Raw genomic sequence first — 14,456 nt, forward strand, 5'->3', positions numbered from 1 at the left:
AATGGTTTTTCTTTGACAGCTTTAATGATACCGCTTTCATAAGATGGCGTGAAGAATTTGACCATATTGGTACTTATGGTCATTTTGGTCTCACAATAGGGTTGCTCACCCAATCCACACATACCGATTGACGGGGCGACCGATGCCACCATACGCAAGATCTAGCTTCACCTGTTTACTTTTCTCCAAAAAGTCCAAATACCTTCGCGCTGTGACCCTTGCCAATCCGACGCCCTCGGCTACTTCTTCCGCCGACAAAGATCTATGCAGCAGCTTCAAATACTGCATAACCTGCTTCATCGTCGCCTCTTGCAATCCTTTGGGTAAGTCCAAAAGCGGTAGACCCGTCACAATTTCAGGAGCCTTCACAATGGGACGGCCATGCAGAATCTGGTCAAGGTCCGATTGGGACAAAGAGTAATCCTTGCTTAACATTATTTTCATCGCATGGTAATTTTCCAGCGCTTCCTTGACCCGTTCAAACTTAAACGGCTTTACAATGTAATCCACTGCTCCTTGATGAAGCATCCGCTGCACAGTCGTGATATCACTAGCCGCCGTAATCACAATCGCATCCGTAGAGAGCTGATCTTGGCGTATCTGTTGCAGCACCTCAATCCCGTTTTGAACGGGCATGTAGATATCCAAAATGACAAGATCCGGCTGCAGGCTGCGCAACTTGTCAATGCCTTCAAGTCCATTAGACGCAGTCCCTACGATCTCGAATCCGGGCACTTGCTCGACAAATTGCTTATTCACTTCAAGAACCATCGGATCATCCTCAATTAGTATGACTCTGACCATAACTCTCCACCTTCCGCTGTGTCATAGGAAAAGTAAGCATAAAGCTCGTCCCTTCCTCGGGCTTGGACTCTACAACCATATGTCCACCGCATTTGTTTACAATATTATGGATTAAATAAAGACCGATCCCCCTGCTAACGCCTTCTTTCGTGGAATACCCTCGCTCGAACAGCCTCCGCTTGGTTTCCTCATCCATCCCGCTTCCGCTATCCTCCACAAGGATCGATAACACTTCCTCATCCTGCTCGATGCTAATAAAGACCTCTTTACGGCCTTCCTTACTATTAAGCGCATCGAAAGCGTTCTCAATTAAATTACCTAAAATGACAACCATGTCATGCTCGTCCATATGAACCGGAAATTGCAGCAACCTGCTAGCCCGGTCCAGCCGTACATCAATCCCCTGCTCTCTGCCATGGCCGATCTTCCCTATAATCAACCCGCCTACACTCTCATTCGCAATTTTTCTGGAGATAAAACTACTCAGCTCAGAGCGTGACTCAATCGTTTGGAACAAATAATCAAGCGCTTTCTGCTTTGATCCAAGCTGGATCAAGCCACCGATCGTATGGAGCTTGTTCATATATTCATGATTTTGAACGCGAAGCGCTTCTACAAACGCTTTGACCCCCGTAAGCTCTTCAGCAATTTTGGTCACTTCCGTTCGGTCCTGGAAAATAGCCACCGCACCGACCGTCTGATTTCCAACTTTAATTGGCACTCGGTTGCTTAGGATATAAGCGGGTCCGATATGCAGCTCCTGATTAAATATAGGGTAGTTTAGTTGCAATATTTCAGGAAGCCGTGTATCCGGCAGCACCTCTCGAATGTGACGGCCAAGAACATCTCCTTCGATATGGAGCATGCTTTTGGCTTTATCGTTAAACACCGTTACAAATTCACGGCTATCGATGGCAATAACTCCTTCATGCATGGCGTTAAAAGTCGCCGTCCGTTCGACGAGCAACTGTGCGATCTCCTCGGGCTCTAGCTGGAACATTTGCTTCTTAATGTGCCGTGAAAGAAGCCAGGAACCCCATACGCCGAACAGCAACGACAAGAAAACAGTCACATATATTTGCCCCCGCATTGCCAAAATGACACCTGTGAGCCCAGAAACAATATGCCCTACGAGCACAACACCCACCTGCTCATGCTGCTCATTCATTATGGGCACGAATGCCCGAAGCGCTGTACCATACTCGCCTTTGGCTTTAGACACATAGGTATGCTCGGCAAAAGCATAACGCTCATCTTCCCCTTGCGACACCTCCCCGATGCGTGCAGCGTTAGGGTGTGATACACGAGTACCGTTCATATCCATTACGACAATATAATCTACATCGTTGATAATTCGTATGCGTTCCGCTACTTGATTGATTTCACCCCAGCGGTTTGGTTCCGGCAGCGCGCTGAGCATGGTCGGCAGCCCGGCAACCGTTCGTGCCGTAACAAGCAGCCTCTGTCCCAACTCCTGTTCCTGCAGGTGAATCACCCGGCCAATCAGAATAATGCCACCGATACATATCGCGAACAGGACGATGCCGAACGATAGAATCGTAATTTTCCAATTCATTCGGAGCCCTTTGATTATCAAAATCCGCCCCCTCGCTTTCTGTTCCCGTTGGTTGCTACAATCATCATACAATATGATAAACTGAATTTATACGTTGACATTAAAAAACGGGAGGCTAGCTGTGAGAGCGTTTGTAGGAATTGCGCTGTTTGTCATCTTTGGGCTTGTTACAGCGGTGGTATTTGGCTTCTCCTCGCAATTTAATAGCGGACAGCGTGTCTATGACGATGAACAGAGCGGACTCAGAGAGCAGATCGTCATCCGCTTCAGTTTTGTGGTGGCCGAAAACACACCGAAAGGCTTGGCTGCACAGGAGTTTGCCCGATTAGTTAAATTAAAAACGAACGATTCAATCAAGGTTGAGCTATTTCCTAACGGTACCTTGTACAATGAAACCGACGAAGTCGCTGCTTTGCAGCACGGCAGTATTCAAATGATTGCCCCAAGCTTTTCCAACATATCTGAAGTCGTACCCGAGTGGATGGTGATGGATTTACCGTTTGCTTTTCAGAACGATGATGCGGTGGACAAGGCATTCAAGGGTAAAATCGGCTCCATACTGATGGGCAAATTAGGCTCGAAAGGAATGATCGGTCTCGGTTTGTGGGCCAACGGTTTCCAGCAAATGACGTCTAATAAGCGCCCGCTTGTCCAGCTAGAAGATTTTCGCAACTTGAAATTCCGCATTCTTCCCAGCAAGATCATAGAGGCTCAGTTCCTTCAATTGAATGCGGCGACGGTTTCTATTCCATTTAACAACGTGTACCGCAGTATGGAACTCGGCGAGGTAGATTCGGGAGAGAATACAATATCCAATATATACTCCCGAAAGCTATATCAGGTTCAAAAGTATTTGACGATCAGCAACCATGCCTATTTGGGCTACGGCGTCTTGATGAATAAAGTGTTCTGGGATAAGTTGAAGGCGTCCGAGCAAAAGACGATCACGGAAGCTATGCAGGAAGCAACCGCTTGGGCCAACCATAATGCGATTAATTTGAACAAAAAGCAATTGGAAGAGTTATATAAAACCGGTCAAATGGACATTCACGTACTGTCCGACGAAGAAAGAAGACGCTGGGAGCAAGCGCTTGAACCTGTGTATCAAGAAGCCAGGTCCTACATTGGCCAGGAACTCATTGATGCCGTGAATGATCTTCGCCGGTCAGACAAATGAAAAATGACGCTCTACACGAAGTCTAATAAAAACAAGGAGCAACTGCAGTGTGATATGCTCCCCTTACGGGTAGACAGGTGAAGTAATAAAAAACCTGCTACTGAAAGGGGAGCTTTATTTTGTCTAGACAATCTTTTCGTTCTCAATACAACGAGCCGCAAACATTGCCAGCTTTGTCCTAGTTAATGCATTTGACTGGGATCGTTGAATGATGCTTAAGTTGATTTAAAGATATCTTGGAATAGGAGTCCCAGAGTGCCGCTGCTTTATTTACCCCACAATCAATGCGTACACAATACCGGGTCCGTGAACCCCGATGGTCAGGTCATTCTCGATATCAGCCGAACGACTTGGTCCAGAGATGAAATGAATACCCGCAGGAAGGTTCTCACTTCCTGTACGATCGAAATTAACTAATGTTTCGCCTAAACGTGTTTTCAGTCTTTCTACCGGAATAATAGCCATCAATACTGTCGGGAGTAAACTAACAGATCTTCCTTTGTCACGAGATGACAGGACCGTCATGGAGCCTGTATACGCTGTAGCGTAATCCGCCATCACAATACCAATATCCGCTTCAGCGGCGCGGGCTTTCCAGTGATTCTCCGGGTAACGGTTCCAAACCGATACGCTAGTGTCTTTTAGCACTCCTTCCAAATCAAGAGCATCAAGCTCCGATTGGTTTTGCCGGATGATATATTTAGCGCTCATTTCCTGTGCTTTATTCACTATGAATTGTTTAACATCTTCCATGGAAGATAAACGAGCCACATACCCGCCAGCAGTTTGGAAATTTTCCGTAAATCTCTCAATTCTCTCTTCAAGAGGCCACTCGAATGTTTGCCAGTAATCAGGCGCCCCTCGGTAAGGCTGAGCCGGTTTCTCAGTCACCCGTGCTCTTCCAAGCTTGCTAGCGATGCCATTCATAAATGCTTCCTGTTTCTCGCGTGACTTCGCTTCAAGCTGATCTAACCATTCCTGATGCGTATCAGCCATGTTCATGCCCTCCTCCGGTTTTTCTTTCCTTGACAATGGCTTCCATTCGTTGGCGCACTTCCGGATCCAGCTCCTTCAGCCCTTGGCGCAGTTCCGCCTCCAATGTCGCCCACCCCTCGCGGAACGATTTTTCAGGCAAACTAGGCGTTACCCGATACGAATTCCAGCCTTTGAGCGGACCCAGCTTCGTACGGATCTCTCCGTTACGGACGACAAGTTTTTGACCGATCTTACCGAGCTTCAGCACACCTTTGAAACGGCTCGAATTGCCCATAACCGCCGAGAAGCCTTTCATGCCTACCGCTTCAAGTTTGTTGCCATGACCGCTCTCCACCTTACGGCGCCGTAAAGAAACAAGCATATCGTGCAGAGGGATCTTGACGGGGCAGGCTTCGTAGCAAGCCCCGCATAAGCTGGAGGCATTCGCAATATCGTCCCACTCGGCCACGTTTTTCTTTAACGCAGGAGTCAATACTGCGCCGATCGGGCCGCTGTAAGTGCCCCCGTATGCATGCCCACCGATATGACGGTACACTGGACAAGCGTTCAAGCAAGCGCCGCAGCGGATACAATTCAGCAATTCTTGAAATTCGGGATCTCCCAGCTGCAAAGAACGTCCGTTATCGACGATAATCATATGCATTTCCTCAGGACCATCAGCATCATGTTCTCTTCGCGGACCCGTAATCCCTGACATGTACACCGTCAGCTTCTGACCTGTCGCCGAACGCGGCAGAAGCGTTGCCATGACTTCCAAATCGGTCCAGGAAGGAATAATACGCTCCATACCCATTAGCGTAATTTGCGTTTTAGGAACCGTAGTTACCATCCGGGCGTTACCTTCATTCTCGAACAGCACCATGGATCCGGTCTCGGCAATCGCGAAGTTGCAGCCTGTCATCCCGATATCGGTTTCAAGAAACTTCTCCCTCAGCTTCTTACGAACAAATCCTGCTAGAATCGAAGTATCCGGCGGCAGCGTCTCTCCGGCTTCTTTGGAGAGCAGATCCGCAATTTGATATCTGTTCTTATGAATAGCCGGAATTATAATATGGGAAGGCGTTTCTCCTGCGAGTTGAATAATGTACTCACCTAAATCCGACTCGATAGCTTCTATCCCGATAGATTCAAGCGCGTGATTTAGATGAAGCTCTTCGGTTACCATTGACTTTGATTTTACAACCGACTTTGCAGATTTACGTTCCGCAATCGCCAGAGCAATTTTCACCGCATCAGCCGATGTATCAGCGAAATGGACATGAACACCATTAGCACGAGCGTTATCCGCAAACAAATTCAAATAATAATCCAGATGAGCAATCGTATGCAGCCGGATTTGGCGACCTCTCTCTCTCCAACTATCCCAATTGCCATGTTCTTCAGCAGCTTTCTTCTTACCTCCGCGCAGCCGCTCAGTCGTGAAGCGCACGGCATTGCGCAAGAATTCATCGTTAAGCGCCAGATCCGCACGTTCTTTAACGCTTGAAGCAACAGAATTAGTAGTACTCAAGCCCGATTCACTCCTTCATGCAGCAGCTCTGCCAAGTGCATCACCTTGACGGGTTCGTTTCGAAACCGCAGGTTGCCAGCGATATTCATTAAGCATGCCATATCGAGACCGACGAGAACTTCCGCTTCCGTTTCTTTCACATGATTCACCTTCTCTGAGACCATAGCTCCTGAAATGTCTGCCATCTTTACAGCAAAAGTCCCGCCGAACCCGCAGCAATCTTCAGCAAAAGGAAGCGGAACAAATTGTAAACCTTGCACGTTTTTTAGTAATTCCAACGGCTCATCTTTGACACCAAGAAGCCTGCTTCCGTGGCATGATGGATGATAGGTAACTTTATGAGGAAACACCGCCCCCAGATCAGTAACCCCCAACACCTGCACAAGGAACTGAGTAAACTCGTAAGTTTTCTTCTGAAGCTCTACCGCTTTCTCCAAGTTAACAGGATCATCTTGAAAGAGATTCGAATAGTGATGAATCATGTAGGTGCATGAACCCGAAGGAGAGATAACAAAATCGCTATCTTCAAATGCTTTGAGAATGGTTTTGGCCGTTATCCGTGCTTCATCCCAATATCCGCTGTTAAACGCTGGTTGACCGCAGCAGGTTTGAACGTTTGGAAATTCCAACTGAATCCCATATTTGGCTAAAAGCCGCACTATCGCTTCTCCTACTCGGGGATAGATCGCATCGCTAAGACAAGTAATAAATAAGGATACTTTCATGGTGCACCTCTCATCTATATGAATGATATATTTATTAAATTGTCAGATATGTAAAGCAAAAGAACCTCAACGGTCGAGGTTCTTACTATTTATTCTACTATGTACCTCGATCTCCTTAACCCAAGGAAAAGCATCATTTCTCAGCAACCATCGTATTTGTTAAAGATCCCAATTTTTCAATCTCTATGGTTACAACGTCTCCCGGTTTTAAATAGATCTGCTTCTCCTTCGGATAGCCTAACACAACGCCGGCAGGCGTTCCCGTTAGGATAATATCACCTGGAACTAAGGTCATGTGTTGCGAGATGTAGCTGACAATCTCGTTGCAATGAAAAATCATATCGGATGTATGGGAATGCTGTCTAACCTCGCCGTTGACAATACAGCGAATGTCCAGATTGTTCGGATCTCCTACTTCATCTGCGGTAACAAGGAATGGTCCTAACGGGCTGAAGCTATCGCACGATTTACCAAGCAGCCATTGCTGCGTTCTCATTTGCAAATCTCGCGCGGACAAGTCATTCACATTGCAATAACCGAATACGTGATCTAACGCATGCTCTTTCTCCACATATTTAGCTTCTTTACCGATCACAATCACAAGCTCTGCTTCGTAATCAACCTGCGACGACACTTTCTCCGGGAGTGGAACTTCAGAGCCATGTCCAGTTAGCGTGTTCGAAAATTTATTAAAAAGAATCGGATACTCCGGAATCGGCGCATTGGTTTCTTCAGCATGCTTGCGATAGTTGAGACCTACACAAATAATTTTGTTTGGGTTCGTCACACAGGGTCCATATTGAATATGAGTCTCATCCAGCCAATAAGCTTCTCCCTCTGAGCCTGCTTCAAGCACGATGTTCACAAGACGCTGCAGTTGCGCAACCGCCGCCGTTCCTCCTTCTATGACAGCATGTAGCGTGGTCGGCAGGCTACTCGTTTGGTCCAAAGTCATTCCTTCGATTGCTGCAGCGACATCCAAAATGCCCTTCTCCGTTTGAATACCAAGCTTAAATTGGCCGTTGTCGTTAAATGTCAGTAGTTTCATTTGTAAATATTCTCCTCCATCTAGCTATTGTTAGGCGTTCTTGCCGAAAACAACACCACCGTCAATGTAGAGCGGAGAACCCATCATAAACTTGGAATCATCAGATGCCAAGAACAATGCCGCATTAGCAACATCCTCTGACTTGCCCAGTTCACCGCTGAGCTGGCGCTGTTTTAATGATTCGATGGCAGCTGTAGGATCATCATAGGAAGTCTTCAAATAGTTCTCTACGAACGGTGTAAAGATCGTACCCGGCAGAAGTGCGTTTACCCGGATGTTGTAGGCTGCATAATCAACCTGCATCGATTTGGTTAAGGCGAGTACGGCTCCCTTCGTTGCAGCATAAGAAACTCTGCGCGCGAGTCCAATTTCCGCTACGCACGAGGACATGTTGATTATCGAACCTGTTTTACGCTCCATCATGTAGGGCAATACATATTTCGAGGGCAGGAACACGCCTTTTACGTTAATGCTCATAATCCGGTCCCAAGCTTCCGGCTCAATTTCATGCACGGCTCCGACGCCACTGATTCCGGCATTGTTAAACAGAACGTCGATGCGACCAAATTCAGCAATAGCCGCTTCTACCATCGTCTTGACGTGCTCAGGATATGTTACATCCGCGTGGAGAAATAGTGCTTCGCCACCCTTGTCCTTAATTTCGCTCACGGTTTCTCTGCCCTTGATTTCATCCAAGTCGTTCACGATAACTGTCGCGCCTTCTTGTGCAAAAAGCAATGCCGTGCTTTTCCCGATACCTGATCCAGCTCCGGTGATCAAAGCTATCTTATCTTGTAAACGCATACTTCCACTCCTCTAATATTCAGCTTGAATACCATAAAATTTCGCCGCTGTTCCGCCTAATATGGCAGCTCTTTCATGTTCCGAATAATCGGCAATTGTATGATTGGTTTGCTCCCAGACTTTCTCAAAGCCCCCCGCCAAGTTGGCTACTGGCCAATCGCTTCCAAACATGAGGCGATCCGCCCCAAAATGTGTTAACGCATAGTCGATATAGGGTCTCAAATCTTCTGAGTTCCAAGTATGCCAATCCGCTGCTGTATTCAATCCAGATACCTTGGCATACACGTTCGGGTACCCAGCCGCAGCAGCAAATTGTTCCGCCCATGCTCCCATTTGCTTTTCCTTGATCGGTGGTTTGGCAAAGTGGTCTATGACCATTCGAAGATCCGGTATTTGCTCAGCCAAATAAGGGATATGTTTCAAATGATTCGGGAACACCCCTACGATATCGAAGGTCAAGCCGAAAGAAGAGAGAATCTTGAGTCCCTCAATCACCGAATCACGGATGACCCAATCTGGATCCTTCTCTTCGTGAATCAGATGACGAACACCTTTGAAGTAAGGATTGGCGGCATATTCCTGCAGCTTTTTATCCGCCACTTCCGGAATGTTCAAGGGTACCCACCCAACAACCGCGCCTACCCATTCTCTTTCGGCGGCTACCTTTAACATATATTCGGTATCCTCATAAGAATTCATAGCTTGTACGATGACCGTTTTGTTAATACCAGCCTTGCGAATCAGTGGTTCCAATTCATCCGCTTCAAAGTTGCGGCATATCGACCCGTAGGCCGGATCCAACCAAGGGTAAGCAACCTTTTCCAAATTCCAGAAATGCTGATGGGCGTCTATTATCATGGGTGGAAGCTCCTTTGCTTGAACTTAGCTCGCTCAGTACTCTAAGCAAAACGATTCTCTTCGGGATCTTCCATATCAAAGCCAAAGGCATCAAGTGCCGGCCATAGCTCAGAGGCAATCGGGTAATTCGCGAGTTCCAGCGTTTGGGCTATCCGTTCCGGTTTACTCATGCCGACGACCGTACTAGCGATTCGCGGGTCGCGAAGCGAAAATTGAAGTGCGGCGGCGGCAAGCGGAACATCGTATTCTAAGCAAACCTTGGCGAACATACGCGCTCTCTCCAATAAGAGCGGCGGAGCTTCGCTATAGGCATAACGTGCGTATGCTTCCGGACCTTTAGCGAGTATGCCGCTGCCATAAGGAGCAGCATTAATAACCGCAACGCCCATACGGCTCGCAACATCAAGCAAAGGTTCCGCAGCCCGATTGAGCAGCGTATATCGATTGTGGGTTTCAACGCTGCTAAACGCTCCCGTTTCGACATAACGAATGAGCATATCGATCGGTCCGCCGGATATGCCGATGTGATCGATGACTCCCTGCTCTTGAAACTTTTGCAGTACGTCTAACGGTCCGCCGGATCCCATCACATTTTCGAAGGTGGTATGTTCAGGATCATGGATGTAAACGTATTGCAGACGATCAAGTCCTAAGCGTTCGAGACTTCCTTCGATGGAACGTTTAATCTGTTCGCCGCTAAAGTCGCCGGTCTTAAGGTCGCGGTCGGCTTTCGTGGCCAACACGTAACCTGCGGGAAGACCACCATACGCATGAATGGCCTTACCGATTCGCCGTTCGCTCTCGCCTTCGCCGTAAGCCGCAGCCGTATCCAGAAAGTTGATTGGGCTTTCGAAGGCGGTGCGCAACGTCACCAATGCTTGTTCCTCCGACGTGCTGTATTGAAAGGTTTCCGGCATATCCCCAAGCGGAGCGGCCCCAAAACATAACGATGATATGAGTAGGCCCGTACTGCCAAGCGGTCTTTTTGATAATAATGCTTTCGTCATGGTGTGTTCCTCGCTTCTTGATATTGTCTGCATTATAACGACACACCCAAAAAGCCCCGTGTCATTTGAAAATCGATATTCCCTTGCTGATAGAGACGCGGTACATAAGTATGTTCCAGAATTTCTTTGCTGCGTTCGAGAATTTGATTCACCCAGAAGCTCGGTTTGCCCTCGAGTACCAAATCGACATCATGCTTATGGTTATGCAGATCAACCTGTTCCGACGTCACTTGCAGCATAGGGACGAAAGGATGCGCCTGCATCGGACGATCACCGATCAGCGCGATGATTAACTCCACACCTGTGGCGGCGAGTCCTGTGATCGTCTCTACGCCATGCGTTGTTGGTGTCTCCATCACGTGGAAGCCGTTTCGGCGGACGTGTTCCCCATAGGCAATGGACGGCCGAACTTGAGACGAGCCAAATAAAGGCTGACTGAACCCGTCCTCGGCAAGCAATCCGCTGTTCGCGGGAACGACGACCAAGCCTCCGGCCCCGACGATCATCTTGGTTAGCAGCCCTAACTGCTCGCCGGCATCTTTGTTAATGGCACCAACGCTTACGATCCCGATGCGCAGCCCTTCCAGACCGACCGTCACCTTCTCGGCAGGTTCGGCGGCAGCCAATTGATCGGCGAACCAGGCCTCAACCTTCTCGCTCACCTTGGCAATTCCCCCGTCGAGCTGGATGCTGGCATAACCAAGACGGCTCGCATCGACACCCATCACGTCCATCTGATGGCGCATGTAGTCGTTATGCGTTTTCTCGCAGCCATGTTCCAGCAGCAAACAATGCTCCACCATCGGATGCGTAATATAACCGATCATCGTGCGGGAAAACAGGGATTCAGCTGGTCCCCCCGAGGTGCCGCAGCCTTCCGTGTGCGCTAAGGTGACAAAGCGCGAGAGCTCGGGCTTCCCTGCTCCTTGTTCGTTCAAGCGCCGTGTGATCATACCCGCTACCTGACCGGCACAAAGACTGGTCGGCACGATTAAGCCGATATGATCACTAGACTGCCGATTGCGATGCCGAGTAAAGGAAAATTGGATCGAGTGAGCCATTGTTACAGCATCATCAATTGCTATCGGAGTTCCTGTCGGTACAGGAGTGTGAAGCAGCGTCTCCAGCTGACTCGCATCGTTCTGCTGCCAGTTGCGCCAAATTTGTACTTGGGCATGGCCCGCCTTCTCGCCGACGCTTTGTTGACCAGAGGCAATTTGGAGCGCCAACTCGAATACCTCTTGGCCCAGCTCATCCATCGACTTGCCTTCCAGATACTGCCCCGCATTCACATCCATATCGTTCGACAGCAATTGGAAGCGGCGAGTTGTCGTGACCACCTTGACCGTAGGTACATATGGAAAGTTGGTGATCGAACCATTTCCCGTTGTAAAGAAGATCATGTTGCAGCCTGCGGCTACTTGACCGGCGATGCTCTCCAGGTCATTTCCAGGGCTATCCATGAAATAGTAGCCGCCATCCTTCATGAGCTCCCCGTACTCCGTTGCATAGTCGATTCGCGTCGTCGGGTCTTTCTTCATCGCAGCGCCTATAGATTTGAGATAGATATTGTACAAGCCGCGATACATGTTGCCGCCTGATGGATTACCTTCCGCACTGGTGCCATGCCAGGACGTACGCTCCTTAAATCGGTTCACAAGTTCCAGAAATTTGCGGGCGGTTTCCAAGTTGCGTACTTTCGACAGGACATAGGGCTCCGCGCCAATCAACTCGTCCGTTTCGGCTAGACTAGCCGCACCGCCGTAGCGCACCAATTGTTCCGAAACCCAGCCGAGCAGCGGATTCGCGGATACTCCGGAAAATGCGTCCGAACCTCCGCACTGCAAGCCGATTCGCAAGTGGCTGATGGATTCAGGCGTCCGCTGCATCGAGCTAACCGCCCCCAGCCAATCCCGAACTATCGCTTCACCTTTAACCAGCTCCTCTTCGAAGCTGCCCGTGAGCGACACGAACTTATGCAGCACTTCATCGATTGGATAGCTATGCTCGCGAGCATAAGCCTCCACCATCTTGTTCGTGACCGATTCATTGCCATAATCGACAACCAACACGGCTCCGACGTTCGGGTTGACCATGAAACCTGCGAGCGTCCGCAGCAGCAAGTCCACATTATTCGGATTCTCTGTGCCGCCCTCCGTGTGTGCGACGGGAACGATCCCGTCTATATTCGAATCGTTCTTCCATTCGCCTTGCAGACGAGCGGCAAGCTCAGTCACGTAGCTCCCCGTGTGCGAGGTGGTGCCAAGCAGTACGATGTAGTTCCGGGTGCCAACCCCGCGATCTTCATGGCGGCGATATCCCATGAAAGTGCGCGTATCCTTAAAAACCGGCGATGCCTGAGCCGGCCGGAAGTTCTCCTCGTCAAAGATATACGGAGAAACTTGATCAGCGAAATTGGGTTCCGCCGGAACCGCGAATGTCAACTGGCGCACACTGAGTGCTTCCCGTACGGTTTCGTTAATAACATAGTGGCCGGGCTGAATCGGCTTAATCGCAATACCGAAAGGCAAATGCCACGAAAGCAGATCTTCACCAGGAGCAATCGCTTTCACCGCGAATCGATGGCCTTCCATAACCGTGTTATCCAAGACGAGGGATTGGCCTTCATACTGAATGACAGTACCGGAGTTCAATTGGTGAATCGCAACGGCGCAGTTATCCCCGGGCAAGGGAAGTCTCGCTACTTCTTCAAATTGGTAAACGACGTCCATCGATGATTGGCTCCTTTAATGAGATTTTCCGAACTTATAGAATAAATTGAGTTTCTTCAAGGTTAGTGCTGCTCAATAATATTGTATCAAGAATATGGCATTTGTTAATTCTTTACCTTTGCAAAAACGTACTCTATTTTGATATTCTATAAATAAGAAAAATAACGAAGTGAGATGATCTGGGGAGGTTCGGAACATGCAAAAACCGCTTATAAAGAACTTTATTAACGATCACCTCTTACCATTTGACATTGTATTTAAGGACAAAAAGACACCAAATCGTGAACTACCAGAGCATCTTCATGATCGCTTTGAATTGGTTTATATTTATAGTGGAAAAGGTACGTTTTTCTTAAACCAAATGCTCTATGAGATGAATGAAGGAGACCTCTTCATCATCCCTGGAAATACGATTCATCAGGCATTGCCAGATTCTGAATTTCCAATTACTGCCACCGCAGTCTATTTTGATCCGCAATTGATCGGACATTATTCAGCAGGTGATTCGTTTACGAATATGCAAGTTTTTGAGCGAGCCCGAAAATATAAGAACTATAAGCTTGTTATCCCACCAACCATGCGCCCTCATCTCGAAGAAAAACTCAAACAAATGCATGAAGAATTGGAACGACACGAAGCTGGTTTTAGATACGCAGTTCAACTACATTTAAATAGCCTTCTCATCAGCATTAATCGTTTAATATTAAAAGAATCCCATCATCAATTGGTCGCGTCCGATATCGGCCCCCCCTGGTTACTAAACATACTTCAACACTTAGATCAGTTTCACACTGAACAAATCGCTGGACTTTCGTATTTGGCTAAGCACACTTCCGTCTCAGCCGCTCATTTATCTAGGGTGTTTAAACAACTAACCGGTATGAACATCACCGACTATGTGAATGCCAAGCGAATTTCAACTGCAAAGGAGCTGCTTTTAACTACCAACTTAGGTATTGATACGATCGCCCACAATTGCGGTTATGAGAGCTTACCTTATTTTCATAAGTTATTTAAGAAGTTTACTGGCGTTACTCCAGGCGTATATCGAAGAAAAGTAATGAATGAAATTAGCTTCCAATTAGACACCATGACATAAAAATATAAAAGTATTTCAAGAGCAAATTATTGCAATATTACTGACCAAAGCTAATTGCGAAGAGCCTGCTTATAAGAACAGCAGGCTTTTCGCATCCAGAGGTAATTCAGAACATATTTT

12 protein-coding genes are annotated in these 14,456 nt (G+C 47.9%); 2 read left to right on the plus strand and 10 right to left on the minus strand.

Features of this window, described 5'->3' with window-relative positions:
- Positions 1-105 precede the first annotated feature (105 nt).
- Together AC58UW_RS14645 and AC58UW_RS14650 are read right to left on the minus strand one after the other, a co-directional pair.
- On the minus strand, positions 106-804 hold the full coding sequence (locus AC58UW_RS14645) for a response regulator (protein ID WP_497421374.1): 699 nt from the start codon (positions 802-804) through the stop codon (positions 106-108).
- Positions 782-2,380, minus strand: coding sequence for an ATP-binding protein (locus AC58UW_RS14650; protein WP_497421375.1), 1,599 nt, complete (start codon positions 2,378-2,380; stop codon positions 782-784). The genes AC58UW_RS14645 and AC58UW_RS14650 overlap by 23 nt, the downstream gene beginning before the upstream one ends.
- 121 nt (positions 2,381-2,501) lie before the next feature.
- On the opposite strand from AC58UW_RS14650, the gene AC58UW_RS14655 reads away from it, so the two are divergent.
- On the plus strand, positions 2,502-3,557 hold the full coding sequence (locus tag AC58UW_RS14655; RefSeq protein WP_497421376.1) for a DctP family TRAP transporter solute-binding subunit: 1,056 nt from the start codon (positions 2,502-2,504) through the stop codon (positions 3,555-3,557).
- Between the two features lie 270 nt (positions 3,558-3,827).
- Here AC58UW_RS14655 and AC58UW_RS14660 read toward each other — a convergent pair whose 3' ends face one another.
- From AC58UW_RS14660 to AC58UW_RS14695, 8 genes are all read right to left on the minus strand, one after another.
- The gene (locus AC58UW_RS14660; protein WP_497421377.1) at positions 3,828-4,553 is read right to left on the minus strand and encodes a LutC/YkgG family protein; all 726 of its coding nucleotides are present in this window, start codon (positions 4,551-4,553) and stop codon (positions 3,828-3,830) included.
- Positions 4,546-6,063, minus strand: coding sequence for a LutB/LldF family L-lactate oxidation iron-sulfur protein (locus AC58UW_RS14665; protein WP_497421378.1), 1,518 nt, complete (start codon positions 6,061-6,063; stop codon positions 4,546-4,548). The genes AC58UW_RS14660 and AC58UW_RS14665 overlap by 8 nt, the downstream gene beginning before the upstream one ends.
- On the minus strand, positions 6,060-6,788 hold the full coding sequence (locus AC58UW_RS14670) for a (Fe-S)-binding protein (protein WP_497421379.1): 729 nt from the start codon (positions 6,786-6,788) through the stop codon (positions 6,060-6,062). The genes AC58UW_RS14665 and AC58UW_RS14670 overlap by 4 nt, the downstream gene beginning before the upstream one ends.
- 133 nt (positions 6,789-6,921) lie before the next feature.
- Entirely contained in the window at positions 6,922-7,836 is a 915-nt protein-coding gene (locus AC58UW_RS14675) for a fumarylacetoacetate hydrolase family protein (RefSeq protein WP_497421380.1), read from the minus strand.
- Between the two features lie 30 nt (positions 7,837-7,866).
- Positions 7,867-8,640 carry an SDR family NAD(P)-dependent oxidoreductase gene (locus AC58UW_RS14680; protein WP_497421381.1) on the minus strand — a complete coding sequence of 258 codons (774 nt, stop codon included), beginning with the start codon at positions 8,638-8,640 and terminating at the stop codon, positions 7,867-7,869.
- Positions 8,641-8,652: 12 nt separating this feature from the next.
- Positions 8,653-9,498 (minus strand): amidohydrolase family protein, encoded by an 846-nt coding sequence (locus AC58UW_RS14685; RefSeq protein WP_497421382.1) that lies wholly within the window; start codon positions 9,496-9,498, stop codon positions 8,653-8,655.
- Positions 9,499-9,539: 41 nt separating this feature from the next.
- Complete coding sequence (locus AC58UW_RS14690; RefSeq protein ID WP_497421383.1) at positions 9,540-10,505, minus strand: aldo/keto reductase; 966 nt, start codon at positions 10,503-10,505, stop codon at positions 9,540-9,542.
- Between the two features lie 32 nt (positions 10,506-10,537).
- Positions 10,538-13,237, minus strand: a complete 2,700-nt coding sequence (locus tag AC58UW_RS14695) for a UxaA family hydrolase (RefSeq protein WP_497421384.1) — start codon at positions 13,235-13,237, stop codon at positions 10,538-10,540.
- Positions 13,238-13,433: 196 nt separating this feature from the next.
- Between AC58UW_RS14695 and AC58UW_RS14700 the strand changes: the two genes are divergently transcribed.
- Complete coding sequence (locus AC58UW_RS14700) at positions 13,434-14,336, plus strand: helix-turn-helix domain-containing protein (protein ID WP_497421385.1); 903 nt, start codon at positions 13,434-13,436, stop codon at positions 14,334-14,336.
- The last annotated feature ends 120 nt before the right edge of the window (positions 14,337-14,456 follow it).

This window comes from Paenibacillus sp. J22R160 (assembly GCF_059692135.1).

What these genes read in the sequence shown, in the direction of transcription:
- AC58UW_RS14645 (WP_497421374.1), bottom strand. Translation starts at nt 804, where the DNA reads ATGGTCAGAGTCATACTAATTGAGGATGATCCGATGGTTCTTGAAGTG.
- AC58UW_RS14690 (WP_497421383.1), bottom strand. Translation starts at nt 10,505, where the DNA reads ATGACGAAAGCATTATTATCAAAAAGACCGCTTGGCAGTACGGGCCTA.
- AC58UW_RS14675 (WP_497421380.1), bottom strand. Translation starts at nt 7,836, where the DNA reads ATGAAACTACTGACATTTAACGACAACGGCCAATTTAAGCTTGGTATT.
- AC58UW_RS14695 (WP_497421384.1), bottom strand. Translation starts at nt 13,237, where the DNA reads ATGGACGTCGTTTACCAATTTGAAGAAGTAGCGAGACTTCCCTTGCCC.
- AC58UW_RS14660 (WP_497421377.1), bottom strand. Translation starts at nt 4,553, where the DNA reads ATGGCTGATACGCATCAGGAATGGTTAGATCAGCTTGAAGCGAAGTCA.
- AC58UW_RS14680 (WP_497421381.1), bottom strand. Translation starts at nt 8,640, where the DNA reads ATGCGTTTACAAGATAAGATAGCTTTGATCACCGGAGCTGGATCAGGT.
- AC58UW_RS14700 (WP_497421385.1), top strand. Translation starts at nt 13,434, where the DNA reads ATGCAAAAACCGCTTATAAAGAACTTTATTAACGATCACCTCTTACCA.
- AC58UW_RS14670 (WP_497421379.1), bottom strand. Translation starts at nt 6,788, where the DNA reads ATGAAAGTATCCTTATTTATTACTTGTCTTAGCGATGCGATCTATCCC.
- AC58UW_RS14650 (WP_497421375.1), bottom strand. Translation starts at nt 2,380, where the DNA reads ATGAATTGGAAAATTACGATTCTATCGTTCGGCATCGTCCTGTTCGCG.
- AC58UW_RS14685 (WP_497421382.1), bottom strand. Translation starts at nt 9,498, where the DNA reads ATGATAATAGACGCCCATCAGCATTTCTGGAATTTGGAAAAGGTTGCT.